Source organism: Methylobacterium amylolyticum, from assembly GCF_030700245.1.
In the GTDB taxonomy this organism is placed as follows: domain Bacteria; phylum Pseudomonadota; class Alphaproteobacteria; order Rhizobiales; family Beijerinckiaceae; genus Methylobacterium.
The window spans coordinates 1-22,303 of record NZ_JAUYZI010000059.1; the positions used below are offsets into that span (position 1 = coordinate 1).

At 74.1% G+C, this 22,303-nt stretch carries 19 protein-coding genes; 10 read left to right on the forward strand and 9 right to left on the reverse strand.

Features of this window, described 5'->3' with window-relative positions; translation table 11 throughout:
* The 6 genes from infB to Q8W71_RS27685 form a co-directional block, all read left to right on the forward strand.
* The coding region (gene infB, locus Q8W71_RS27660; protein ID WP_305528627.1) for a translation initiation factor IF-2 at positions 1 to 2,255 on the forward strand (2,255 nt) is incomplete at its 5' end.
* A 117-nt stretch (positions 2,256 to 2,372) separates the two neighbouring features.
* Complete coding sequence (gene rbfA / locus Q8W71_RS27665) at positions 2,373 to 2,804, forward strand: 30S ribosome-binding factor RbfA (protein WP_305528628.1); 432 nt, start codon at positions 2,373 to 2,375, stop codon at positions 2,802 to 2,804.
* 110 nt (positions 2,805 to 2,914) lie between these two features.
* Entirely contained in the window at positions 2,915 to 3,952 is a 1,038-nt protein-coding gene (gene truB, locus Q8W71_RS27670; protein ID WP_305528629.1) for a tRNA pseudouridine(55) synthase TruB, read from the forward strand.
* Between the two features lie 184 nt (positions 3,953 to 4,136).
* Positions 4,137 to 5,540, forward strand: coding sequence for a dihydrolipoyl dehydrogenase (locus tag Q8W71_RS27675; protein ID WP_305528630.1), 1,404 nt, complete (start codon positions 4,137 to 4,139; stop codon positions 5,538 to 5,540).
* Positions 5,541 to 5,648: 108 nt separating this feature from the next.
* Positions 5,649 to 8,273: a histidine kinase dimerization/phosphoacceptor domain -containing protein gene (locus tag Q8W71_RS27680; protein ID WP_305528631.1), complete on the forward strand. Its 2,625-nt coding sequence runs from the start codon at positions 5,649 to 5,651 to the stop codon at positions 8,271 to 8,273.
* Entirely contained in the window at positions 8,270 to 8,896 is a 627-nt protein-coding gene (locus Q8W71_RS27685) for a biliverdin-producing heme oxygenase (protein WP_305528632.1), read from the forward strand. The genes Q8W71_RS27680 and Q8W71_RS27685 overlap by 4 nt, the downstream gene beginning before the upstream one ends.
* Here the strand turns inward: Q8W71_RS27685 and Q8W71_RS27690 are convergent.
* From Q8W71_RS27690 to Q8W71_RS27700, 3 genes are read right to left on the reverse strand one after another with little or no spacing between them, the layout of a single operon-like run.
* Positions 8,855 to 10,378 (reverse strand): hypothetical protein, encoded by a 1,524-nt coding sequence (locus Q8W71_RS27690; RefSeq protein WP_305528633.1) that lies wholly within the window; start codon positions 10,376 to 10,378, stop codon positions 8,855 to 8,857. The genes Q8W71_RS27685 and Q8W71_RS27690 overlap by 42 nt on opposite strands.
* Before the next feature lie 3 nt (positions 10,379 to 10,381).
* Complete coding sequence (gmk, locus tag Q8W71_RS27695; RefSeq protein ID WP_305528634.1) at positions 10,382 to 11,047, reverse strand: guanylate kinase; 666 nt, start codon at positions 11,045 to 11,047, stop codon at positions 10,382 to 10,384.
* Positions 11,048 to 11,097: 50 nt separating this feature from the next.
* Positions 11,098 to 11,976, reverse strand: coding sequence for a YicC/YloC family endoribonuclease (locus Q8W71_RS27700; protein ID WP_305528635.1), 879 nt, complete (start codon positions 11,974 to 11,976; stop codon positions 11,098 to 11,100).
* A gap of 176 nt (positions 11,977 to 12,152) precedes the next feature.
* Here Q8W71_RS27700 and Q8W71_RS27705 point away from each other — a divergent pair, with 176 nt between their 5' ends.
* Complete coding sequence (locus Q8W71_RS27705) at positions 12,153 to 12,659, forward strand: hypothetical protein (protein WP_305528636.1); 507 nt, start codon at positions 12,153 to 12,155, stop codon at positions 12,657 to 12,659.
* Between the two features lie 15 nt (positions 12,660 to 12,674).
* Here Q8W71_RS27705 and mltG read toward each other — a convergent pair whose 3' ends face one another.
* Entirely contained in the window at positions 12,675 to 14,075 is a 1,401-nt protein-coding gene (gene mltG / locus Q8W71_RS27710; protein ID WP_305528637.1) for an endolytic transglycosylase MltG, read from the reverse strand.
* Positions 14,076 to 14,215: 140 nt separating this feature from the next.
* Positions 14,216 to 15,106 carry a bifunctional DNA-formamidopyrimidine glycosylase/DNA-(apurinic or apyrimidinic site) lyase gene (mutM, locus tag Q8W71_RS27715; RefSeq protein ID WP_305528638.1) on the reverse strand — a complete coding sequence of 297 codons (891 nt, stop codon included), beginning with the start codon at positions 15,104 to 15,106 and terminating at the stop codon, positions 14,216 to 14,218.
* Positions 15,107 to 15,376: 270 nt separating this feature from the next.
* On the opposite strand from mutM, the gene Q8W71_RS27720 reads away from it, so the two are divergent.
* Together Q8W71_RS27720 and Q8W71_RS27725 are read left to right on the forward strand one after the other, a co-directional pair.
* The gene (locus Q8W71_RS27720; protein ID WP_305528639.1) at positions 15,377 to 17,713 is read left to right on the forward strand and encodes a TonB-dependent receptor; all 2,337 of its coding nucleotides are present in this window, start codon (positions 15,377 to 15,379) and stop codon (positions 17,711 to 17,713) included.
* A gap of 115 nt (positions 17,714 to 17,828) precedes the next feature.
* Positions 17,829 to 17,996, forward strand: a complete 168-nt coding sequence (locus Q8W71_RS27725) for a DUF1902 domain-containing protein (protein WP_305528640.1) — start codon at positions 17,829 to 17,831, stop codon at positions 17,994 to 17,996.
* An 18-nt stretch (positions 17,997 to 18,014) separates the two neighbouring features.
* On the opposite strand, the gene Q8W71_RS27730 is transcribed toward Q8W71_RS27725, so the two are convergent.
* From Q8W71_RS27730 to Q8W71_RS27740, 3 genes are read right to left on the reverse strand one after another with little or no spacing between them, the layout of a single operon-like run.
* A complete protein-coding gene (locus tag Q8W71_RS27730; RefSeq protein WP_305528641.1) occupies positions 18,015 to 18,641 on the reverse strand; it encodes a Smr/MutS family protein in 627 nt (208 codons plus the stop codon).
* Positions 18,638 to 19,825, reverse strand: coding sequence for a murein transglycosylase A (gene mltA, locus Q8W71_RS27735; protein WP_305528642.1), 1,188 nt, complete (start codon positions 19,823 to 19,825; stop codon positions 18,638 to 18,640). Before mltA ends, Q8W71_RS27730 begins: the two co-directional genes overlap by 4 nt.
* Before the next feature lie 21 nt (positions 19,826 to 19,846).
* A complete protein-coding gene (locus Q8W71_RS27740) occupies positions 19,847 to 20,560 on the reverse strand; it encodes a Tim44/TimA family putative adaptor protein (protein ID WP_305528643.1) in 714 nt (237 codons plus the stop codon).
* Positions 20,561 to 20,859: 299 nt separating this feature from the next.
* Here Q8W71_RS27740 and secB point away from each other — a divergent pair, with 299 nt between their 5' ends.
* Entirely contained in the window at positions 20,860 to 21,363 is a 504-nt protein-coding gene (secB, locus tag Q8W71_RS27745; RefSeq protein WP_305528644.1) for a protein-export chaperone SecB, read from the forward strand.
* Positions 21,364 to 21,381: 18 nt separating this feature from the next.
* Here secB and Q8W71_RS27750 read toward each other — a convergent pair whose 3' ends face one another.
* Positions 21,382 to 22,254 carry a LysR family transcriptional regulator gene (locus Q8W71_RS27750; protein WP_305528645.1) on the reverse strand — a complete coding sequence of 291 codons (873 nt, stop codon included), beginning with the start codon at positions 22,252 to 22,254 and terminating at the stop codon, positions 21,382 to 21,384.
* Positions 22,255 to 22,303 lie beyond the last annotated feature (49 nt).

Consider the following 22,303-nt stretch of genomic DNA (forward strand, 5'->3'; position numbering starts at 1 on the left):
GTCCGGCCGCCCCGGCGCGCCCCGGCGCCGCGCGCCCTGCCGGTGCCGCGCCCGGCGCCCGCCCGCCGATCACCCCGCGCCCGGCCTCGGCCGAGCCGCGCCGGGTCCTCACGGCGGACACGCGCAAGCCGCGCGACCTCAACTTCATGGCCCGGCCTGCCGCGCCGCCGGAGCCCGAGAAGTCCGCGACCCCGGCCACCGCCGCCCGGCCTGCCGGCGCGACCGCTCGGCCCGCCCCCGGTCGCGGCGCGCAGACCAACGAGGACGAGTCCGAGACCAAGCGGGTGATCCGCCGTCCGGGCATGCCGCTCAAGATCATCACGCCGCCCAAGACCCCGCGCTCGCCCGGCGGCGACCGCAACCGCGGCCGGCTGACCATCGCCACCGCCACCTCCGGCGAGGATGAGCGCACCCGCTCCGTCGCCTCGTTCCGGCGCCGCCAGCAGCGCATGAGCGGCCACCGGCAGACGGAGCAGAAGGAGAAGATCGCCCGCGACGTGACGATCCCCGAGAGCATCACCATCCAGGAACTCGCCAACCGCATGTCGGAGCGGGCGGTCGACGTGATCCGCCTGCTGATGAAGCAGGGCCAGATCCACAAGATCACCGACGTGATCGACTCCGACACCGCCCAGCTCATCGCCGAGGAGCTCGGCCACACCGTGCGCCGGGTTGCCGCGTCCGACGTGGAGGAGGGCCTGTCCTCCGACGAGCCGGATCTGGAGGAGGATCTCGATCCGCGTCCGCCGGTCGTGACGATCATGGGCCACGTCGACCACGGCAAGACCTCGCTGCTCGACGCGATCCGCAAGGCCAACGTCGCCGACGACGAGGCCGGCGGCATCACCCAGCACATCGGCGCCTATCAGGTGGCGGCGCCGTCGGGCGACATGGTCACCTTCATCGACACCCCCGGCCACGCGGCCTTCACCTCCATGCGCGCCCGCGGCGCCAAGGTGACGGACATCGTCGTGATCGTGGTGGCGGCCGACGACGGCGTCATGCCCCAGACGGTGGAGGCGATTCAGCACGCCAAGGCCGCGGGCGTGCCGATGATCATCGCCATCAACAAGATCGACAAGGCCGACGCGAACCCGCAGCGGGTCCGCACCGAGCTGCTCCAGCACGACATCCAGGTCGAGTCGATGGGCGGCGAGACCCTGGAATTCGAGGTCTCGGCCAAGACCGGCGACGGCCTGTCCGACCTGCTCGAGGGCCTCCAGCTCCAGGCAGAGATCATGAACCTGCGCGCCAACGAGAAGCGCGACGGCGAGGGCACGGTCATCGAGGCGCAGCTCGACCGCGGCCGCGGCCCGGTGGCGACCGTGCTCGTCCAGCGCGGCACCCTGTTCACCGGCGACATCGTCGTGGCGGGCGCCGAGTGGGGCAAGGTCCGCGCGCTCATCGACGATCTCGGCGAGAACGTGCAGTACGCCGGCCCGTCGGTGCCGGTGGAGGTGCTGGGCTTCAACGGCACGCCGGACGCGGGCGACCGCGTCATCGTGGTGCCGAGCGAGGCGCGCGCCCGCGAGGTCACCGAGTACCGCGCCCGCATCAAGCGCGAGCGCGCGGCCGCCCGCAGCGGCGGCGCCAACCGCTCGCTCGTCGACATGATGCGCGAGATGAAGGAGGGGTCGAGCCGCAAGGAGCTGCCCGTCCTCATCAAGGGCGACGTGCAGGGCTCGGTCGAGGCGATCACCGGCGCGCTGGAGAAGCTCGGCAACGACGAGGTCGGGGCCCGCATCCTGCTCTCGGGGGTCGGCGGCATCACCGAGTCGGACATCACCCTGGCGCAGGCTTCGAAGGCGGTGGTGATCGGCTTCAACGTGCGCGCCCACAAGGAGGCCCGCGAGGCCGCCGAGCGGGCCGGCGTCGATATCCGGTACTACAACATCATCTACGACCTCGTGGACGACATCAAAGCCACGCTGTCGGGGATGCTGCCGCCGACGCTCCGCGAGGAGCGTCTGGGCGAGGCCACGATCCTTCAGGTCTTCGAGGTGTCGAAGGTCGGCAAGGTCGCGGGCTGCCGGGTCACCGACGGCGTCGTCGAGCGCGGCGCCCATGTCCGCCTCGTGCGCGACAGCGTCGTGATCCACGAGGGCAAGCTGAAGACCCTCAAGCGCGTCAAGGACGACGCGAAGGAGGTCACCTCCGGCCAGGAATGCGGCATGGCCTTCGAGAACTTCGAGAACATGCGCGCCGGCGACGAGATCGAGTGCTACCGGGTCGAGGAGATCCGCCGCACCCTCTGATCCCCGGACGGTACGTCCGGTCAGGGCGGCCGCGGCAGGCAAGCCGCGGCCGTCTTTTTTCGATGTCCAGGGTGACGTGCGCGACGGACTCGCGGCGGCACGCCGAATCCCGAACCGATGGCTCAGAAACCGACCTCCACCGGTCCCTCGCAGCGTCAGCAGCGCGTGGCCGAACTCATCCGCCACGCGCTCGCCGAGGTTCTCCAGCGCGGCGACATCCAGGACCCGGTGCTCGGCAGCCACGTGGTGACCGTGCCCGAGGTGCGGATGTCGCCGGACCTGAAGCTCGCCACCGCCTACGTCATGCCGCTCGGCGGCCAGGACGAGGCACCGGTGATCGCCGCGCTGGAGCGGCACCGGCGGGTGCTCCGCCAGGAGGTGGCCCGCCGGGTGAACCTGAAGTTCGCCCCCGAGCTGCGCTTCCGCCGCGATGAGACCTTCGACGAGGCCGCGCGGATCGACCGGCTGCTGCGCGACGAGCGCGTGCAGCGCGACCTCGAGCCCGAGCGCCGGGACGGGGAAGAACCGGATTCCGACGCCGGGCATTGACCCGGCACCTCGGTATTGCCGAGCCCTCACGCGCCGTGCCGCCGGCCGCGTCCGCGGAGGGCGTTCACGAGAGACGGGACGGGGCAGGGTTCCCCAGGGGCACATCGGACATGACGGTTCCCATCGACGATCACCCGCAGGCTGAACGCCCGGCCGCGGGGCCGCAGGCCGAGCCTCGCGCCCCGGACGGGCGCCGTCCGCACGGGGGGCCCCAGCGCGGGCCCCGCCCGGACCGGCCGAAGCGCCGCGACGTCTCGGGCTGGGTGATCCTCGACAAGCACGTCGGCATGACCTCGACCCACGCGGTCGCGGTGATCAAGCGCGCCTTCAACGCCAAGAAGGCCGGCCACGCCGGCACCCTCGACCCGCTGGCCTCGGGCATCCTGCCGATCGCGCTGGGCGAGGCGACCAAGACGGTCCCGTTCGTCATGGACGGCCGCAAGGCCTACCGCTTCACCGTGCGCTGGGGCGTCGAGACCGACACCGACGACGCCGAGGGGCGTCCCGTGGCCACCAGCGACGACCGTCCCACCCGCGAGGCGGTGGAGGCGGCGCTGCCGGCCTTCGTCGGCGCCATCGAGCAGGTGCCGCCGCGCTACTCGGCCATCAAGATCCAGGGCGAGCGCGCCTACGACCTCGCCCGCGACGGCGAGACCGTGGAGCTGGTGGCGCGCCCGGTGCAGATCGACCGGCTCGCGGTCGTCGCCCACGACGGCGCCGAGACGGTGGTCGAGGCCGAGTGCGGCAAGGGCACCTACGTCCGGGCGCTGGCCCGCGACCTCGGCCGGATGCTCGGCTGCTACGGCCACGTCTCCGCCCTGCGGCGCACCCGCGTCGGCCCGTTCTCCGAGGCCGAGGCCTGCGCGGCCGCGACCCTCACCGAGGCCGGCCCCGAGGCGGCTCTGGCGCACCTGCGCCCGGTGGAGACCGCCCTCGACGCCATCCCCGGCGTCGCGGTCTCGCGCGACATGGGCCTGCGGCTGATGCGCGGCCAGCCGGTGATCCTGCGCGGGCGCGACGCGCCGGTGGCGGGCAAGGCCTTCGCCACCTGCTCCGGCATCCTCGTGGCGGTGGGCGACGTCGAGCGCGGCGAGCTGGTGCCGCACCGGGTGTTCCACCTCGGCGGCACCGCCCCCGGCCGGGCCTGATCCGGGTTTCGGAAGGGCGGGCCCTTTCGCGGGGTTAAGGGCGGAGCCCCGCGATCCTCAGGGCTCTGCCCTGAGAACCCGCCGAAGGGACGCGTCCCTTCGGAAACCCCGATGAGGCGCATCGGCGCACCCGGAACGATCGACCCTGCTCCCGGTTGGGCCCCCGGTCGAGGCCGGGGGGGCGATGCGCGAGATCGAGTGTGACGTGGCGGTGATCGGGGCGGGGACCGCCGGCATCGCCGCGTACCGCGCCGCCGCCGAGGCCGGCGCCCATGCCGTGCTGATCGAGCGCGGCCCCGGCGGCACCACCTGCGCCCGGGTCGGCTGCATGCCCTCGAAGCTGCTGATCGCTGCGGGCGAGGCCGCCCACGCGGCCCGGGGCGCGGACCTGTTCGGGGTGCGCGTGTCCGGCGTCGCGGTCGACGGGCCGGCGGTGCTGGCCCGCCTGCGGGCGGAGCGCGACCGCTTCGTCGGTGCGGTGTTCGACTCCCTGGACGCGATCCCCGCGGACCGGCGCATCGCCGGGCACGCCCGCTTCCGCGATCGCGGGAGCCTCGCGGTCGGCGACGCCTGCATCGTCCGCTACCGCGCGGCGGTGATCGCCACGGGGTCGAGCCCGGCCGTGCCGGAGCCGCTCCGGGGCCTCGGCGCGCGCGTCCTCACCACCGACACCCTGTTCGAGATCCCCAACCTGCCCGCCTCCCTCGCCGTCCTCGGGCTCGGTCCGGTCGGCATCGAGCTCGCCCAGGCGCTGGCCCGCCTCGGGGTGCGGGTGACGGCGCTCGATTCCGGGCGAACGATCGCCGGGCTCACCGAGCCCGACCTCGTCGGGCAGGCGGCGGCGCTGTTCGCCGACGCCATGGACCTGCATCTCGGCGCGCGGCTCGACGCGGCCGAGGCCGCCGAGGGGGGCGTGCGTCTGTCCTGGACCTGCGACGGGGCGTCCGGCGCAACCTCGGGTTCCGCGACGGTCGAGCGGGTGCTCGCCGCCGCCGGGCGGCCGCCCAACATCCGCGACCTCGGCCTGGAGACCACGGGCCTGCGGCTCGACGCGGACGGGATGCCGGCCTTCGACGCGCGCAGCCTCGTCTGCGCCGACGCGCCGATCCTGATCGCGGGCGACGCGGACGGCTGGCGGCCGGTGCTGCACGAGGCGAGCCGCCAGGGCCGGATCGCCGGGGCCAACGCGGCGGCGCTGGCCGCGGGCCGGTCGACGCAGGCGCCGGAGCCGTGGCCGAGCCTCGCGATGGTGTTCACCCACCCCCAGGCCGCCGCGTTCGGCGCCCCCTACGACCCGGACGCGCGCGACCGGATCACCGGCAGCGCCGACTTCTCGGACCAGGGCCGCGCCCGGGTGGAGGGGGTGAACCGCGGCGGCATCCGCCTCTGGGCCGGCCGGGACGGCCGGCTGTTCGGCGGCGAGATGTTCGGCCCGGCCGTCGAGCACCTCGCCCATCTCCTGTCCGGCGCGCTGCGCGACGGTCTGACGGCGCAAGCGTTGCGGGATCGGCCGATCTATCATCCGACGGTTGAGGAGGGCGTCGAGACTGCTCTGTCCGAAATCATACGCAAGGTCTCGGCAGAGTGAGCGGCGCGCCGCGTGGTCGCATACCCCCGTCAATTCCAGCCCAGGACAAGCATTGCGCTTCGCCGGTCCCCCCGTCATACCGAACGTGATGAGCCGGTTCCGATCCTGATGCCGCCGGACACGCGCGCCGACAGCGGCATCGACCTCGACGACCTCGCCCCCGAGGCGCTGGACCGCCTCGACGAGGGGGTGATCGGGCTCGACCCGGTCGGCACCATCGTGGTGTTCAGCGAGGGCGCCAGCACCCTGTCCGGCCTCTCGCGCGAGGCGGTGCTCGGCCGCGACTTCTTCCGCGATGTGATGCCGGGCACCAACGTCCCGAACTTCCGCGGCCGGTTCCTCGCCGGCAGCCGGAACGGGCGGCTCGACGAGCGCTTCGAGTACGTGTTCGGGCGCCTGCCCCAACCGCTCCGCGCCGCCGTGCGGATGCGGTTCGGCCGCATGTCCGGCGACCGGCCGGTGACGTGGCTGACGATCGATCCGATGGAGAGCCTCGGCGGCAGCCAGCCGCGCGAGGCGGTGATGGCGGCGATCAATAGCCGGGTCCGGGCCGAGCCGGTGGATCCGGGCCTGTGCGAGCGCGAGCCGATCCACATCCCCGGCTCGATCCAGCCGAACGCGGTGATGCTCGCGGCGGACGCCGAGAGCCTGCGGATCGTCGCCTTCTCCACCAACGTCGCCGAGATCGTCGATCCCGCGGGGCCGGCGCTGTCCGGGCGGCACCTCGCCGACGTGCTGCCGGGGGGCTTCGCCGACACGATCCGGGCGCGGCTGGCCAGCGGCACCCTCGACGACGGCCGCTCCGTCCGCCGCCGGCTGACCCTGCCGGGACGGCCGGGCGCGGTCTACCACGCGGTCGCCCACGCCCATTCCGGCCGGGTGATCGTCGAGCTGGAGCTGGAGCCCGACGCGGCCGACGATTTCGCGGTGGCGAGCCAGGTCGACACCGAGCTGGCGGTGACCCGCCTGCGTGCCGCCGAGACCCTGGCCGGCGCCGCCCGGATCGCCGCCCTGGAGATCCGGGCGCTCACCGGGTTCGAGTCGGTGCTGGTCTACCGGTTCGACACCGACTGGAACGGCGAGGCGGTGGCCGAGGACAAGACCCCGGACTGGGCGCGCAGCCTGCTCGGCCTGCGCTTTCCCGCCTCCGACATCCCGGCGCAGGCGCGCAGCCTCTACACCAAGGCCAAGAGCCGCTTCGTCATCGACCGCGACAGCGTGCCGGTGGCCCTGATGGCCACGCCGGACGCGGGCAACGCCCCCGTCGACCTCACCTTCGCCCAGCACCGCACCCTGTCGCCGATCCACCTGGAGTACCAGCGCAACCTCGGCGTCAACGGCTCGATGTCGATCTCGATCATGGTCGAGGGCCGGCTCTGGGGCCTGATGATCGGCCACCACCGCCGGCCGCACTACGTCACGCCCGAGACCCGCGCGGCGGCGACCGTGCTGACCGACGCCTTCGCCATGCGGGTGCAGGAGATCGAGTCCCGCCGCCTCTGGGCCGAGCGGCAGGCGCATCTCGACGTCGAGGGGCGCCTCGTGCGCGGCCTGACCCGCTCGGACGATTTCGTGGCCGCGCTCACCGGCGGCGCGACCACGCTGCTCGACCTGTTCGAGGCGGGCGGCGCCGGCATCGTCTCGGGGGAGCGGGTGACGCTGATCGGCCGCACGCCGCCCTCCGAGGCGGTGGCCGACATCGCCGGCTGGCTCAAGGAGACGTTGCCGGCGGGCGAGCCGACCTACGCCAGCAGCAGCTTCACCGCGGCGTTCCCGGCGGCGGCGGAGCATCGCGAGATCGCCAGCGGCCTGCTCGCGGCCTTCGTCGACGAGTCGCGCGAGAACCTGCTGCTGTGGTTCCGCCCCGAGGTGCCGAGCACCGTGACCTGGGGTGGCGACCCGAGGAAGCCCGTGCTCGCCGGCAGCGGCCCGGTGGCGGTGCTGCCGCGCCGTTCCTTCGAGCGCTGGGTCGAGGAGCGCACCGGCTACGCCGCCCCCTGGGCCGAGTGGCAGATCCAGCTCGCGGGCTCGCTGGCCGAGGCGGTGGAGGGCGTGGTGCTGCGCCAGCGCCGCAAGATCGACGAGCTGACCGGCCTGCTCGTCGAGAAGGAGCGCCTGCTCGCGCAGAAGGACCTTCTGACCCGCGAGATCGACCACCGAGTGAAGAACTCCCTGCAGATCGTCTCGGCCTTCCTGCAGATGCAGCGCCGCCAGATCGCCGACGCGGAGGCGCGGCAGGCGTTCGCCGAGACCTCGGCGCGGGTGATGAGCGTGGCGCGCGTCCACGACAGCCTCTACCAGGCCGACAGCGTGCAGGAGGTCGATCTCGGCCAGACCATCGAGAGCCTGTGCAAGGACCTCGCCGGGCTGGCAGGGGAGGGGCACGCCGTCGACCTCACCGCCGAGCGCGGCCTGATGGTGCCCTACCGCAAGGCGGTGGCGCTCTCGCTGATCGCCACGGAACTCGTGACCAACGCCTTCAAGTACGCCGCCAATCCCGCGGGCGGCGGGCGCGTCGAGGTCAGCGTCTCGGGCATCGGCGACGGCGGCGTGCAGCTCAAGGTCTGCGACGACGGCGACGGCCTGCCCGACGACTGGGCCGACACGCAGACGCGCGGCGGTACGCAGGGCTCCGGGCTCGGGATGAAGCTGATCCGGGCGATGCTCGACCAGATCAACGCCCGCCTCGACGTCGCCAACAGCCCCGGCGCCTGCTTCACGATCACCGCGTGAGTGCCGTCCAGGACGCGGGCCTGCACGCGCGGCTGCGCGCGGCGACCGGGCCGGCGCACGCAGCCCTGGAGCGGGATCTGGACTGGCAGGCGCGGGTGGCGACGCTGCTCGGCTACCGCGCTCTGCTCGCGCGGCTGCACGGCTTCCACGCCGCCTGGGAGCCGGCGATCGGCGGCGCCCTCGGCGATCCGGCCTTCCTCGATCCGCGCCGCCGGCTCGGCGCGCTCGTTGCGGATCTGGCGGCGCTGGGGCTCTCGCCCGGCGGCATCGCCGCCCTGCCCGCGGCCCGCCCGATCCGCCTGCCCGACCCCGCCGCGGCGACCGGCGCCCTCTACGTGCTCGAAGGCTCCACCCTCGGGGGCCGCCTCATCGCCCGCCACATCGCGGCCCTGCACGGCGCGGACGCGCCCTGCGCCTATTACCGCGCGCACGGCTCCGGGAGCGGGGCGATGTGGGCGGCGTTCCGGGGCCGCCTCGACGCCCTTCCGGAGGCCGGCGCTCCGGCGGCGGAAGCGGCGGCGGTGGCGACCTTCGAGGCCCTGCGCGCGTGGCTCTGCGCGGGCGAGCCCGTCGCCCCCCGCTCACGGCGCCCGGCGGATCCGGTAGAGGCCGAAGCGCCGTGAGGCCGCGAGCGGTTCGAGCCGCTCCGGCATCGGGTTCCCGTCCTGCGGACCGACCACGTAGAGGTAGCCGAAATCCCGCGTCCAGTCCCGCGCGTAGGCCGGGGCCCCGGGCGCGGGCAGCCCCGCGGCCAGCGCCCGCAGCTCCGCCATCGGTACCGGACCGCCGTAGGGCACGGCGAGGCGCCGGCTCTCCGCCCGCACGGTCACCGGCTGCTTGCCCGCGGCGGTGAACAGGGTCGGCACGAACGCGTCGGCGTAGTGCACCGCGAGCGTCGGCGCGTTGTACATCGGGTACGCGGCGAGATCGGCGAGCGGTGGGTCCTGGCCCGCGCCGGAATGGGCGACCAGCACCCGCGCGCGCCGCTCGATCCGGCCGAACGAGGCGATCAGGTCGGCGTAGTCGCGCCGGTAGGACCACCACAGCGTGCCGGCCCAGGCGACGTTGACGAGGATCAGCGCGCTCGCCGCCGCCGCGACGGCGATGCGGGCACGCGGCGCCAGGGTCAGCGTCAGGAAGGCCGGGACGATCAGCAGGGCGGCGGTGAGGATCCGCAGGTCCACGAAGGCGGTGTCCTGCAACCGGCCCGGCATCGCGAGGTAGAGGAGGGCGAGCCCCGCCGCGACGACCGCGCCCGAGGCCTCGAAGGCGAGGGCGCCCCGGCGGGCGAGCCCCGCGACGAGCAGGATCAGCGCGGTGCCGGAGGCCACCGAGACGACGACGTCGTAGCCGTCGAGGATCGCGACCAGCCAGAACGGCTTCGCCGCGACCTGCCACGCCGTCCCGGCCTGCCCGACGGCGCCGCCCGAGGCCGCCATCAGGCCGGCGAGCGCGACGGCGGGGGCCGCGAGCAGGGCGAGGCGCGCCGCGCATTCCGGGGGTGTCGCCCGGCGGGTCCAGACCCGCCACAACTCGTGCAGGCCCAGCACGAAACCGTACAGGCCGAGGCTGAACAGGTGGGCGAGGAAGCAGGCGGCGGTGACGGCGACGTGGACCAGGGCGCGCGCCGCCCAGGCCCGCCGCGGCAGGGCGATCCAGGCGGCCAAGCCCCACAGGGCGATCCCGAGGCCGAACGCGAAGTTCAGGAACCCCCAGGCGAAGGGCACGCTGTTGAGGGCGAGGAGCGCGCCGAAGCCCGCGAGGTGCAGGCGCCGCTTCACCGCATAGTCCAGGGCGAGCGCGCCGGTCAGGACCAGGACCTGGCTCGCGAGCAGGAACAGCCGCGTCGCCGTCTCGACGTCGACGAGGCGGGCCAGGGGCGGCACCAGCAGGTCGAGGGCGAGGTTCGGGTAGAGGGCGAAGGCCACCCGGTAGTGCGGGTGGGGCGCCTCGCCGGAGAGCAGGTACATCCGGGCGAGGTGGTTGGGGTAGTCCGCCATCGCCGGGATCGGCACCGCCAGCGTCGGGGCCAGCGCGAGCACGCTCAGCGCCGCGATGATCCCGAGGCAAGCGGGGCTCGTCCCGGGCGAGCCGCCGGGTGGCACGGCCTAGCCGCCGCCCTCCGCCAGCAGCCCGTCCACGAACGCGCCCAGCCCGGTGCGGCGCGTGCGCCGCAGCCGCTCCGCCGCGAGGATGCCCTTGAGCGCCTCGAAGGCGTTCTGGAGGTCGTCGTTGACGATGACGTAGTCGTACTCGCTCCAGCGCTGGATCTCGGTGCGGGCGTTGGCGAGCCGGCGCTCGATCGTGTCGGCCGAGTCCTCGGCCCGGCGCTCCAGGCGCTGGCGCAGCTCCGCCATGCTGGGCGGCAGGATGAACACCGTCACCACGTCCTCGGCGAGCTTGGCCCGCACCTGCCGGGTACCCTGGTAATCGATGTCGAAGATCATGTCGCGGCCGGAGCCGAGCACCTTCTCCACCGGCCGCCGGGGCGTGCCGTAGAAGTTGCCGTGCACCTCGGCCCATTCCAGCAGGTCGTCGCGGGCGCGCAGGTCGTCGAACGCCTCGCGATCGATGAAGTGGTAGTGCTGCCCGTCGATCTCGGAGGGGCGGCGGGTGCGGGTGGTCACCGAGATCGACAGGTCGAGCGCCCAGGCCGGATCCCGGGCGATCGCCCGGGTCAGGGTCGTCTTGCCGGCTCCCGAGGGCGAGGACAGGATCAGGATCAGCCCCCGCCGCGCAATTCTCTTTTCGGAGTCAGACTGCGTCTGCATCATCCGCGTGGCTCCGCCGCGATTCCCATCCACCCCGCCAAGTCCCAGAAAAACTACTCGATGTTCTGGACCTGCTCGCGGAACTGCTCGACCACCGCCTTCAGCTCCAGGCCGATCCGCGACAGGCCGACGTCGCCCGCCTTGGCGCACAGGGTGTTGGCCTCGCGGCCGAATTCCTGGGCCAGGAAGTCGAGGCGCCGGCCGATCGGGCCGCCCGCCGCCAGCAGCTCGCGCGCGGACGCGACGTGGGCGCGCAGCCGGTCGAGCTCCTCGCGCACGTCCGCCTTGGCCGCCAGCAGCACCGCCTCCTGGTGGAGCCGGTCGGGGTCGAGCCCGGTGCCGCCGAGCGCCGCCACCGACGCCGCGAGGCGGGCGCGCACCGCTTCGGCCGTCCGGCCCGGGTCGTCCTCGGCGGCCTGGGTCAGCGCGGCGATGCGCGCGACCTGGGCCGAGACCACCTCCTCCAACTGGCGCCCCTCGGCGCGGCGGGCCTCGACGAGGTCGGCCACGAGCCGCACCACGCCCTCGGCGAGGTCGCGGGCGAGCGCGTCGGTGTCGGGGGCGGCCTCGTCCTCGGCCTCGACCACGCCGCGGATCCCGAGCAGCCCGTCGAGGGTCGCGGGGGCGACGCCCGCCGGCACCGGCACGCGGGCGACCGCCGCGGCGAGGCTCGCGAGCAGCGCCTCGTTGATCCGCACCCGGGCGGCGGTCTCGGCCCGGGTCAGGTTGAGCGAGAGCTGGCACTGGCCGCGGGAGAGGGTCTTCTGAAGGGCGGTGCGGGCGGTCTCGCCGAGCCCCTCGTAGCCCGTCGGCACGCGGGTCCGCACGTCGAGGCCGCGCCCGTTGACGCTGCGGACCTCCCAGGCCCACTGCACCGGCCCGGTGGTGCCGGCGGCGCGGGCGAACCCGGTCATGCTCGCGATCTGGGCCATGCGAAAGAGGGGTGCCGCCGTGCGTGGAACGGCGCCTGTAGCACGGATCGCCGCGGGGGGAAGAGCCGGCCGCCGCCACGGGGCGCTGGCGGCCGATCCGCTCGAATTGCAGCGATTCCCGTCACCGGTCCGCAAGCCGCCGGTGCCAGGATGCCGCCGCACGACGGAGACCTCCCATGCGGACCCTGATCCTGACCGGCCTCGCGGGCCTCGCCCTGATCGCCGCCGGCGACGCGCAGGCCCGCGGCCGGTTCCGCGCCGGCCACGCCCACCCGCACGCGGAGGCGCATCCGCATATGGAGGCGCATCCGCACGCGGGGCCGCAGCCCGGCGCGCCGGCGCCGGATCTCGCCGTGCGCGAGGCCGCGGGCACCCGGCCGGTCTACGTGCTGCTGCCGAACGCGGGCGGCGGGCCCGACCGCGCGCTGCCGGCGCTCGCGCCCCCCGTCGCTCCCGATCCGGCGCGGGAGAGCCCGGCCCAGGAGAGCCCGGCGCAGATCGCCCCGTCCCAAGCCAGCCCGGTCGAAGGCGGCCCCGTACCGGGCAGCCCCGCGCAGGCCGGCGCTCCGGCTCGGAGCGCCGCGCCGGTCCGGGTCCCGGCGAAGGCGGTGGCCGAGGCCGCGCCGTGGTGCCGCTCCGGCCGGGTCGTCGGCACCGGGAGCGGCTTCTGCATGATCAACTGAGGCGGGGCGGAGGCCCTATCGCCGACCGCGCGGCGCGGGCGCCGGGTCGTTCAGCACCGGCACGGTCTTGGGCGAGCCGAGATCGTAGGTCCGGTTCCGGAGCGGGTCGAGGCGGGTGCCCTCGGAGGCGTCGAAGGCGCGCGTGCCCGGGTCTGCCTTGGGCGCGTCGAGGAAGGCGGCGTTGGTGTTGCTGCCCGGCCCGTAGGCCGAGGCGCGGCCCGGCGCGCTCGGCTCGGCCGGCGGCTCCGCCTTGTCGACCGCGTCCGGCGGCGCCTGCCGGCTCTTCTCCACCGCGCGCCAGCGGGCGACGTTGCGCTGGTGGCCCTCCAGCGAGTCGGCGAAGGCGTGGCCGCCGGTGCCGTCGGCCACGAAGTACAGGTCCTTGGTGCGCGAGGGGTTGGCCACCGCCTCCAGCGCCGCCTTGCCGGGATTGGCGATCGGCCCCGGCGGCAGGCCCTCGATCACGTAGGTGTTGTAGGGCGTCGCCCGGTCGATCTCCGAGCGTAGGATGCCCCGGCCGAGCGTGCCGCGCCCGCCGACGAGGCCGTAGACGATGGTCGGGTCGCTCTGGAGCTTCATCCGCTTGTTGAGGCGGTTGATGAACACGCCGGCCACCCGCGGGCGCTCGTCGGCGCGGCCGGTCTCCTTCTCGACGATGGAGGCCAGCGTGACCATCTCGGCGGGGGTGCGCACCGGCACGTCGGCGCTGCGCCGCAGCCAGATCTGGTTCAGCACCTCGCGCTGCTTGGCCTTCATCAGGTTGACGATCTGCTGGCGGGTGGCGCCGCGCTCGAACTTGTAGGTGTCGGGCAGGAGCGAGCCCTCGGTCGGGATCTCGTTGATCTCGCCGCTGAGCACGTCGTTGTCGTTGAGGCGGGTGACGATCTGCTCCGAGGTCAGCCCCTCGGGGAAGGTGATCGCGTGCTGCACCTGCCGGCCGGTGGCGACGGTGTCGATCGCGTCCGAGATGCTGGAATGGGCCTTGAACAGGTACTCGCCGGCCCGCAGCGGCGGCCGGCCGCCGAAGCGGGCGGCGAACTCGAACAGGCCGGTATGGTCGATCACGCCCTCGTTCTTCAGGATCTCGGCGATCTCGCCCGTCCCGCTGCGGCTCGGGATGACCACGACCTTGTCGGCGGCGAGCGGCCCGGGCTCGCGGGTCTGGCGCTGGAACAGGGTGACGGCGATCATCGCCGCGATGGCCGCCACGACCGCGAAGGTCATCAGCCCGCTGACGATCCCGATCAGGCCACCGCGCTCGCGCTCCGGCTTCTCGGGGGGCGGGGGCGCCGCCGTGGGCTTGATCGCCTCGCCCGGCGAGCGCGGCGAGAGCCGGTTCGGGAGGGCCGGCTCGCCGGCCTCCGCAGGGTCGCGCGCGGTCGCTTCGGGGGCGGGCTTGGAACGGCGGAAGAACATCGGGATCCTGCTGGGAGGCGGCGCCCCCCGTCTCGCGCCGCGGGCCGGGATCGGTTGCCCGCGGTCCGGGTGATCGCACCCTGAGCGTGTGCCGGGTTTGTGGCGAAAATGCCGTTCCGCGCCGCGAAGGGCGGTCCCGCTCACCCCGGCGGCTGGCACACGGCACAGTAGAAGGTCGAGCGATTGGCCTGCACCAGCCGCGCCACGCGGCCGGTGCAGCCGGGGCGGGTGCAGGCGAGGCCGGTCCGGTCGTAGACCCGGAAGGCGTGCTGGAAGGCGCCCGCGCTGCCGTCGGTGTGGGCGTAGTCGCGCAGGGTCGATCCGCCGGCCTCCACCGCCTCGGTGAGCACCGCCACGATCGCCCGGGCCAGCGCGTCGGCCTTGCGCGTCGCCCGCCCGCCGGGCCCGGCGAGGCTGCCGGCCGGCGCCTCCGGGTGCAGGCCGGCCCGGTGCAGCGCCTCGCAGACGTAGATGTTGCCCAGGCCCGCGATCAGCCGCTGGTCGAGGAGCGCGGCCTTGAGCGGGGCGATCTTGCCCCGGAACAGCCCGGCGATCACCGCGCCGGTCAGCCCGTCGAGGGGCTCGACCCCCATCCGCGCGAAGTGGCGGCAGGTGTCCAGGGTGTCGCTCGGCACGAGGTCCATGAAGCCGAAGCGGCGCGCGTCGTTGTAGGTGACGGTGGCGCCCGAACTCATCGCCATCACCACGTGGTCGTGCCTGGGCGTGCCCTGCGCCCCTTCGAGGTAGAAGTCGCCCGGCGACAGGTTGCGCCCGTCCGGCAGCGCCACGTCGAACCGCCCGCTCATGCCGAGATGCATGATCAGCGTCTCGCCGGAATCGAGGCCGGCCGCGAGGTACTTCGCCCGTCGCGCGAGGTCCGTCACCGTCCGGCCCTCCAGCCGCGCGGCGAATCCCTCGGGGAACGGGAAGCGCAGGTTCGGCCGCCGCAGGGTCACCCGGCTGAAGCGTGCACCGACCATCGCGGGAACGAGCCCCCGCCGCACCGTCTCGACCTCGGGCAGTTCCGGCATTTTTTCGGGGTCTCGCGCGCGGCGCGGGGTGCGCCCGTCTCGGATATCGGCGGGTTCGGGGCCGGCCGCAATGCGGCGGGGCTCGCACCATTCGCCGCGCGGGCGCCGGGAGGGCCGGTCGGGGCGGCCGGGTCCTGTAGCAAGAAGTTGTATGTCCGATTGATTGCAGTTCAATATTGTCGGTCCGGCGTTTCGCTGAGGATTTTTAATTTGAAGATCTAAAAAACATAAATATTGACACCGTCGATCGATGTGGCGACGTGGCTCGTCATGAGCAAGTCCCTGCATCCGACATCCAACACGGCCGCGGCGCGCGCAGGCGCCGGGATGATGCGGGCGACGCTTGCAGGGGGACTTGCAGGGGGATTCGATCGCCTGGGCGCGCGTCGGCCGAGGCCTGGGCAGGCCCTCGCCGGAGGCCGGGCTCTCGCCGCCTTCACGGCCGCCTCGCTCGCCCTGTCCGGCGGTGCCGCGGCGCAGACGGCCGCGGGGGGCAGCGGGCTCGGCGTCCAGCTCGACACGATCTCGGTCGAGGCCCAGGGCGCGCAGGGGCGGACGGGCTGGGGCGCGGTGCGGGGCTCGGGGGGGACGGCCTCGGGCCTCCCGCCGGTGTTCCCCGGCGGTCAGGTGGCGCGGGGCAGCCGGGTCGGCCTGCTCGGCAACCGGGACTACATGGAGACGCCCTACAGCGTCACGACCTACACAGAGCAGACGATCCGCGACCAGCAGGCCACCACCGTGGCGGAGGTCCTGACTACATCGGATCCCTCCGTCCGCGCGGCGATCGGGTCCGGCAACCGCTACGACGCCATCACGATCCGGGGCTTCCGGGTCGAGAACCGCGAGTTCGCGCTCAACGGCCTGTACGGACTCGTGCCGGATTTCCGGGTCAATCCGGCGCCGATCGAGCGGATCGAGCTGCTCAAGGGGCCCGCCGCCTTCCTGTACGGGGTGTCGCCGAACGGCAGCGTCGGCGGCACCGTCAATCTCGTCACCAAGCGGGCCGGGCCGGAGCCGCTCACGCGGGTGACGACCGACTACGCGTCGACCGCGCGCGGCGGCATGCAGGTCGACGTGGCGCGGCGATACGGGGACGAGCGGCAGATCGGCGTGCGCGTCAACGGGGCGATCTTCGGCGGCGACCAGCCGATCGACCGGGTTTCGCAGCGCAACGGCGTCGGCTCGCTGGCCCTCGACTATACCGGCGACCGGCTGCGGCTGTACGCGGACGTGATCTACCAGAACGACTATTACCGCAGCCCGACGCGCGGGTATCTCCCCCTGTCCGGCTTCCGGATCCCCCGGGCCCCGGACCCCCGGATCAACCTCTCCCAGACTTTCGATTACGCGAAGGCCGACAGCCTCACGGGCCTCGCGCGCGCCGAGTACGACCTCCTCCCGAACGTGACGCTGTTCGGGGCGATCGGCGGCAACCGCTTCGGCTACGACAAGCAGGAAACGCCCGGGGCGACCATCGTCGACGGCGCCGGGAACGCGACCTCGTTCTCCCGCTACCAGGGCGGCGGGACGATCGGTGTGTCCGGCGAGACGGGCGCCCGCACCCGCTTCGAGACCGGCGGGATCGGCCACGAGGTGGTCTTCACCGCGACCTCCCTCGACCAGGACCTGACGCTCGGCCAGATCACCTACGGTGCGTACCGGACAAACATCTACAACCCGGTGCTGCTGCCCTCCCCGGGGCTGCCCATCCTGGCCAGCTCGTTCACCCGCGGCCGGTCGAGCTTCGCCCGGCTGACGAGCTTCGCCGGGGCCGACACGATGACCTTCGCCGACGGGCTCGTGCAGGTGATCGTCGGGGCACGGCGCCAGGAGATCGAGACCGGCAACTATGCCCCCACGACCGGCCTGCTGACCCGGCGCTACGATGCCGCGGCGGTGACGCCGTCCGTCGGCGTGGTCGTGCGGCCGACGCAGGCCCTGTCGTTCTACGGGAACTACATCGAGGGCCTGACCGCGCTGACAGCCCCGGACAGTGCGGTCAACACCAATCAGGTCTTCGCCCCCGTCCGCTCGACGCAGTACGAGGTCGGCGCGAAGGTCGATTTCCAGACCTTCGGCGCGACGCTGGCGGCCTTCCAGATCACCCTGCCGACCGGGATCACCGACGCCGCCACCCGGACCTTCAGCATCGCCGGCGAGCAGCGCAACCGCGGATTCGAGGGGACGGTGTTCGGCGAGATCGCGCCCGGCCTGCGCCTCCTGGGCGGAGCCACGCTGATCGACGGCCGGCTGACGAAGACCGCGGGCGGGATCAACGACGGCAACGCGGCGGTCGGCGTGCCGCGCTTCCAGGCCAATGTCGGCGTCGAATGGGATACGCCCTTCGTCCCCGGCCTGACGGCCCTCGGCCGGGTGATCTACACCAGCTCGGCCTATACCAGCATCACCAACACGCAGAAGGTGCCGAACTGGGCGACCGTCGATCTCGGCCTGCGCTACCGGACCGTGCTCGCGACGACGCCGGTCACGCTGCGCGCCCTCGTCACCAACATCGCCGACGCGCATTACTGGATCGCCAACCCAACGGGCTACCTCATCAGCGGCCCGCCGCGGACGCTCTGGCTGTCGGCCGCGGCGGACTTCTGACGCACGCCGCTCCGCCCCGGCAGCCGCCCGGCACGATTGCCGGACCGGCACCGTGGCGCTACCCTCCGATCACTGATGGCACGTTCGGCGCCCCGTCCGGATTGAGGCCGCCTTCATGCCGTTCACGGTGACGGTCTGCCACGACGAGGCCACCGGGGTCTGGTACGTTCTCGACTCGGATCTGCCGGGCCTGCACGTCGAGGCGGCGACCCTCGACGCGCTGGTGGCCATCATCCAGGATGTGACGCCCGACTTGGTCGTGAATCTGCCCGGACCGACCTGAACGATCGATCGGCGCGCGTCACCGCCGCCGCAGCCGTACGTAGAGCGCCCCCGCGCCGCCGTGGTGGCGCGCCGCCTCTTCGAAGCCCAGCACGATGCCCCGCAGCTCCGGGCCGCGCAGCCAGTGCGGCACGCTGCGGCGGAGCACGCCGCGCTCGGAGAAGGCGTCGGCGTAGCCCGGGCCGCCCTTGCCGGTGACGACCAGCACGTGGGCGTGGCCGGCGGCCCGCGCCCGCAGCAGGAAGCCGGTCAGCGCCGCGTGCGCCTCGGTCTGCACCATGCCGTGCAGGTCGATCCGCGCCTCCACGGCGAGGCGCCCGCGGCGCAGCCCGAGCCGGGCCTGCCGCTCCAGTCCCTCGGGCGCGGCGTGGCGCTGGGGCGGGGCCTGGTAGGGCGCCGCGGTCGCCGGCCGGGCCGGATCGGTCGCGGGCTTCTGCGGCTTCGGGGCCTTCGTCCGGGCTGTCGGCGGCGCGGCGGGCAGCGCCAGCGGCGGACCTACGTCGGGCATGACCCGGGGTGCCGGGGGCGGAACGGCGACCTCGGCCGGCCGGGCGCGGCCGCGCAGGGGCGTGATCAGCCGGGCGATCTCGCCCCACAGGCGCGCCTCCCCGGCGGTGAGGGTGCGCGGGCGGCGCGGCGGCCTCACGGCCGGGCCCGAGGTTTGGGCAGCAGCACGACGAAGCCGACCGGATCGCGCAGGTTGCCCGCCGCCGCGCCGGCCTCGGCGCCGGTGCCGAGATACAGGTCGCCGCGCGCCGGTCCGACGATCGCCGAGCCGGTATCGGCGGCGACCACGAGGCGGCCCGCCGCATCCGGCGTGGTGCCGGGCGCGGGGCCCGGCAGGCGCCCGGCCAGCCAGAACGGCAGTCCGTAGCGCCACAGGCCGCCGTCCACCGCGACGCTGCGCCCAGGGCTGAGCGGCGCGTTCGCCGCCCCGGGCGGGCCCAGCGCTGGGTCCTCCACGGGGGCGAGGCGGAAGAAGATGTAGGAGGCGTTCTGGCGGATCAGCCGCCGGGCCGTGTCGGGATGGGCGCGCAGCCACGCCGTCCAGCGGGCGAGCGTCAGCCCTTCGAGCGGCAGGTGCCCCTCCTGGACGATCAGCTTGGCGACCGCCGTGTAGGGCCGGCCGTTGCGGCCGTCGTAGAGCACCCGCACCGCCGTCCCGTCCGGCAGCCGCACCCGCCCCGAGCCCTGGACCTGGAGCACGAGGAGGTCGACCCCGTCGCGCAGCCACAGGATCGGCCGCGCCCGCGCGCCCAGCGCTCCGTCCTCGATCGCCGCCCGGTCGGGATAGGGCTCGAAGCCCGAGGCCGTCGCCCGCGCCGCCCGCAAGCCCGGGTCGAGGCCGGGCCGGGTCTCGCCGGCGCCGAGGCCGACGAGGTCGTCGGGCCGGGCGAGCACGGGGGCGGTGAAGCCGGGGCCCGGCTCGCGGGAGCCCGCCATCTCCGGCTCGAAATAGCCGGTGAGGAAGCCGGGCCGCCCGTCCGGCCGGACCACCCGGAACGCGTCGAAATTGTCCCGGAAGAAAGCCGCCGCTTCGCCCGGCGCGGTGTCGCGGGCCGCCGCGCAGGCGGCGGCGAGGTCGGCGGGGTCGCCGAGGACGGTGGCGGGCTGCGGCTGGGCGGGCGGGGGCGCCGCGCACACCCGGCGGAAGGCGTCGAGCGCGGCGGCGGGATCGGAGCCCGGGAAGCCCGGCAGATCCTTGAGCGCGACCGGCTCCAGCGCGGCGTCGCCGACCGTCGTGGGAGCCGCGCAGGCGGAGCCCGCTACCAGCAGCGCCGCGAGCAGGGCGGCCGGACCGCCTCCGAACCGGGCGCGCGGGATGGGCACGGCAGCAAGATCACAAAGAAATCAGGCGCCGGCCTCGGTGGCCACGAGCTGCCAGTTCGGGTCGCGCGAGCCCAGCGTGCGGGCGAAGGTCCAGACGTCCGGCACCTCGACCACGGCCTCGGCGCTGCCGTCCACCACCTTGCCCTCGGCATTGCGGGTCGCGGTGATCAGGTTCGACAGGAAGCGGACGGTGACCTGCGCCACGCGGTTGCGGACCTCGACGGCGACGATCTCGGCCTTGTCGATCGAGACGAAGGTGGTCTCCAGCGTCTGCCGGTTGCGCTCGCGCTCGGAGATCGCTCGCTCGAACGCCTCGCCGACCTCCTTGGAGAGCAGCGCGCGCAGGGTCTTCCGGTCGCCCTTGGCGAAGGCGATCATGATCGCCTCGTAGGCGCTCTTGGCGCCCTCCAGGAAGGCGCGCGGGTCGAAGGCCGGCTCGGCCTGCACCACCGCTTCGAGCCCGCGGGCCACCTCGGAGCCGGGCTCGGCGATGCCGCGCCAGTCCCGGGCCGCCGCGGCCGGCGCGGGCGCGGACTGCACCCGGTCCGCGCCGGGCAGGCGCACGACGTTGTCGCCCTCCGACCGGCCCTGCGGCTCGGTCCGGCTGCGGTCCACCGGTTTGAACGGCGAGCGCTCCGCGCCGGTCTTCTGACCCAGCACCGAGCGCAGCCGCCAGATCACGAAGACCGCCAGCGCCAGGAAGATGATCGTCGTAACGTCGAAGCTGTCCTGCATCACCGATCCGCTGGCCGCCGCCGCTCTTGGGTTCGCCCCCCGCGCGGGCCGGGCTCGAGGAGCGGCGCTGGCGAGGGGCCGCCGATCCCGGCGACTCATATCCGACCAACGCGCAAGGATCGAGCCGGTTGTGAGCGACGAAGCCGCGCGACCCCCGGCGGACCCGATCCGCCCTTCGCTTGTCCACACCCGGCCGGCATGTTAGCGCCCGAGCCCTCCGGGCCGGATATGGTTGGCGGCCCGGCCCGCGACAACCCGCGCCGGCCGCGCCGGACGTGTGCCCGAGAAGGATGACCCGCATGGCCGACTCCCCGGCAGCCAACGGCAACGGCGGCGGCATGCCGCAAGGCGATGCGCCGACCATCAACGCGCTGGCCCAGTACGTGAAGGACCTGTCCTTCGAGAACCCGAACGCCCCGCGCTCGCTCCAGCCCAAGGAGGGCCAGGGGCCGCAGATCAACATCCAGGTAAACGTCAACGCGCAGCAGCTCTCCGAGACCGATTTCGAGGTCGAGCTGACGCTGGACGGCGGCGCCAAGATGCAGAACGAGACGCTGTTCGCCTTCGACGTGAAGTATGCCGGCGTGTTCCGCATGCTGAACATCCCGCAGGACCAGCTCCACCCGGCGGTGATGATCGAGTGCCCGCGGCTGCTGTTCCCGTTCGCCCGCCAGATCGTCGCCGAGTCGGTCCGCAACGGCGGCTTCCCGCCGCTCTACATCGACCCGATCGACTTCGTCGGCCTCTACCGGCAGAAGATGATGGAGGCCCAGGAAGGCCAGGGCGGACCGCTCGCCTCCTGACGTGACTCAGGGCGCGCATCACGGCGCATTCGGCCCCCGATAGGCCGCGGCGAGCGCCCGCAGCGCCTCCGCCGCCCGGCCCCGCAGGGGCCGGGCGTGCAGCACCACCCGCGTCACCGGCAGGTCCGGCAGCCCGAGGCGCGCCCCCGCCTCCGCGAGGCCCGCCGGCGCGGTGCTCGGCGCCAGCGCCGCCACGGCGAGCCCGGCCCCGACCGCCGCGCCGACCGCCAGCACGCCGCCGCCGACGAACACCTCCCGCCAGGGCAGCCCGGCCGCGTCGAGGGTCGTCTCCGCCGCCGCCCGGACGTTGCAGGGGCCCGCGAGCGTCGCGAGCCGCAGCGGCCCGGCCGCGGGATCGTCCCGGTCCCAGGCGAAGCCCGGCGCCGCGAACCATGCCAGCCGCTCCGTCGCCAGCACGGTGCCGCCGGGCTCCTCCCCCTCGTCGCGGACGAGCACCGCGTCGAAGCGGCCGTCGCCGAACGCCGCCCGCAGCGCGCGCGAGGGCAGGATCGTGACCTCCGCGACGAGGCCGGCGCCGTCGAAGCCGAGCCGGGCGAGGCGGGCCGGCAGGTCCGGGCCGGCCACGTGGTCGCTGATGCCGAGATCGAGCCGCGGCGGAGGCGCTCCCGTGAGATCGGAGACCGCCTGCGCGTGCGCGTCGAGCAGGCGCCGGGCCGCGGGCAGGAAGCGGGCGCCGCGCGGGGTCGGCGCGACGTGCCGCGGCGTCCGGTCGACGAGCCGGATCCCCAGCCGGTCCTCCAGCCGCTTCACCCGCAGGCTGATCGCCGCCTGCGAGGTCGCCAGCGCCTCCGCGGCCCGGGTGAAGCTGCCGAGATCGACCACCCGGACGAAGGCGCGCACGCCGTCGATATCGAGGACCGCCTCCGCCATCGCGATATGACTCCGTTATGATAGATATAGCGGTGCATATGTTCCTGTA

What these genes read in the sequence shown, in the direction of transcription:
- Q8W71_RS27720 (WP_305528639.1), top strand. Translation starts at nt 15,377, where the DNA reads ATGAGCAAGTCCCTGCATCCGACATCCAACACGGCCGCGGCGCGCGCA.
- Q8W71_RS27740 (WP_305528643.1), bottom strand. Translation starts at nt 20,560, where the DNA reads ATGCAGGACAGCTTCGACGTTACGACGATCATCTTCCTGGCGCTGGCG.
- gmk (WP_305528634.1), bottom strand. Translation starts at nt 11,047, where the DNA reads ATGATGCAGACGCAGTCTGACTCCGAAAAGAGAATTGCGCGGCGGGGG.
- Q8W71_RS27750 (WP_305528645.1), bottom strand. Translation starts at nt 22,254, where the DNA reads ATGGCGGAGGCGGTCCTCGATATCGACGGCGTGCGCGCCTTCGTCCGG.
- Q8W71_RS27725 (WP_305528640.1), top strand. Translation starts at nt 17,829, where the DNA reads ATGCCGTTCACGGTGACGGTCTGCCACGACGAGGCCACCGGGGTCTGG.
- Q8W71_RS27680 (WP_305528631.1), top strand. Translation starts at nt 5,649, where the DNA reads ATGCCGCCGGACACGCGCGCCGACAGCGGCATCGACCTCGACGACCTC.
- rbfA (WP_305528628.1), top strand. Translation starts at nt 2,373, where the DNA reads ATGGCTCAGAAACCGACCTCCACCGGTCCCTCGCAGCGTCAGCAGCGC.
- secB (WP_305528644.1), top strand. Translation starts at nt 20,860, where the DNA reads ATGGCCGACTCCCCGGCAGCCAACGGCAACGGCGGCGGCATGCCGCAA.
- truB (WP_305528629.1), top strand. Translation starts at nt 2,915, where the DNA reads ATGACGGTTCCCATCGACGATCACCCGCAGGCTGAACGCCCGGCCGCG.
- Q8W71_RS27700 (WP_305528635.1), bottom strand. Translation starts at nt 11,976, where the DNA reads ATGGCCCAGATCGCGAGCATGACCGGGTTCGCCCGCGCCGCCGGCACC.
- Q8W71_RS27705 (WP_305528636.1), top strand. Translation starts at nt 12,153, where the DNA reads ATGCGGACCCTGATCCTGACCGGCCTCGCGGGCCTCGCCCTGATCGCC.
- mutM (WP_305528638.1), bottom strand. Translation starts at nt 15,106, where the DNA reads ATGCCGGAACTGCCCGAGGTCGAGACGGTGCGGCGGGGGCTCGTTCCC.
- Q8W71_RS27675 (WP_305528630.1), top strand. Translation starts at nt 4,137, where the DNA reads ATGCGCGAGATCGAGTGTGACGTGGCGGTGATCGGGGCGGGGACCGCC.
- mltG (WP_305528637.1), bottom strand. Translation starts at nt 14,075, where the DNA reads ATGTTCTTCCGCCGTTCCAAGCCCGCCCCCGAAGCGACCGCGCGCGAC.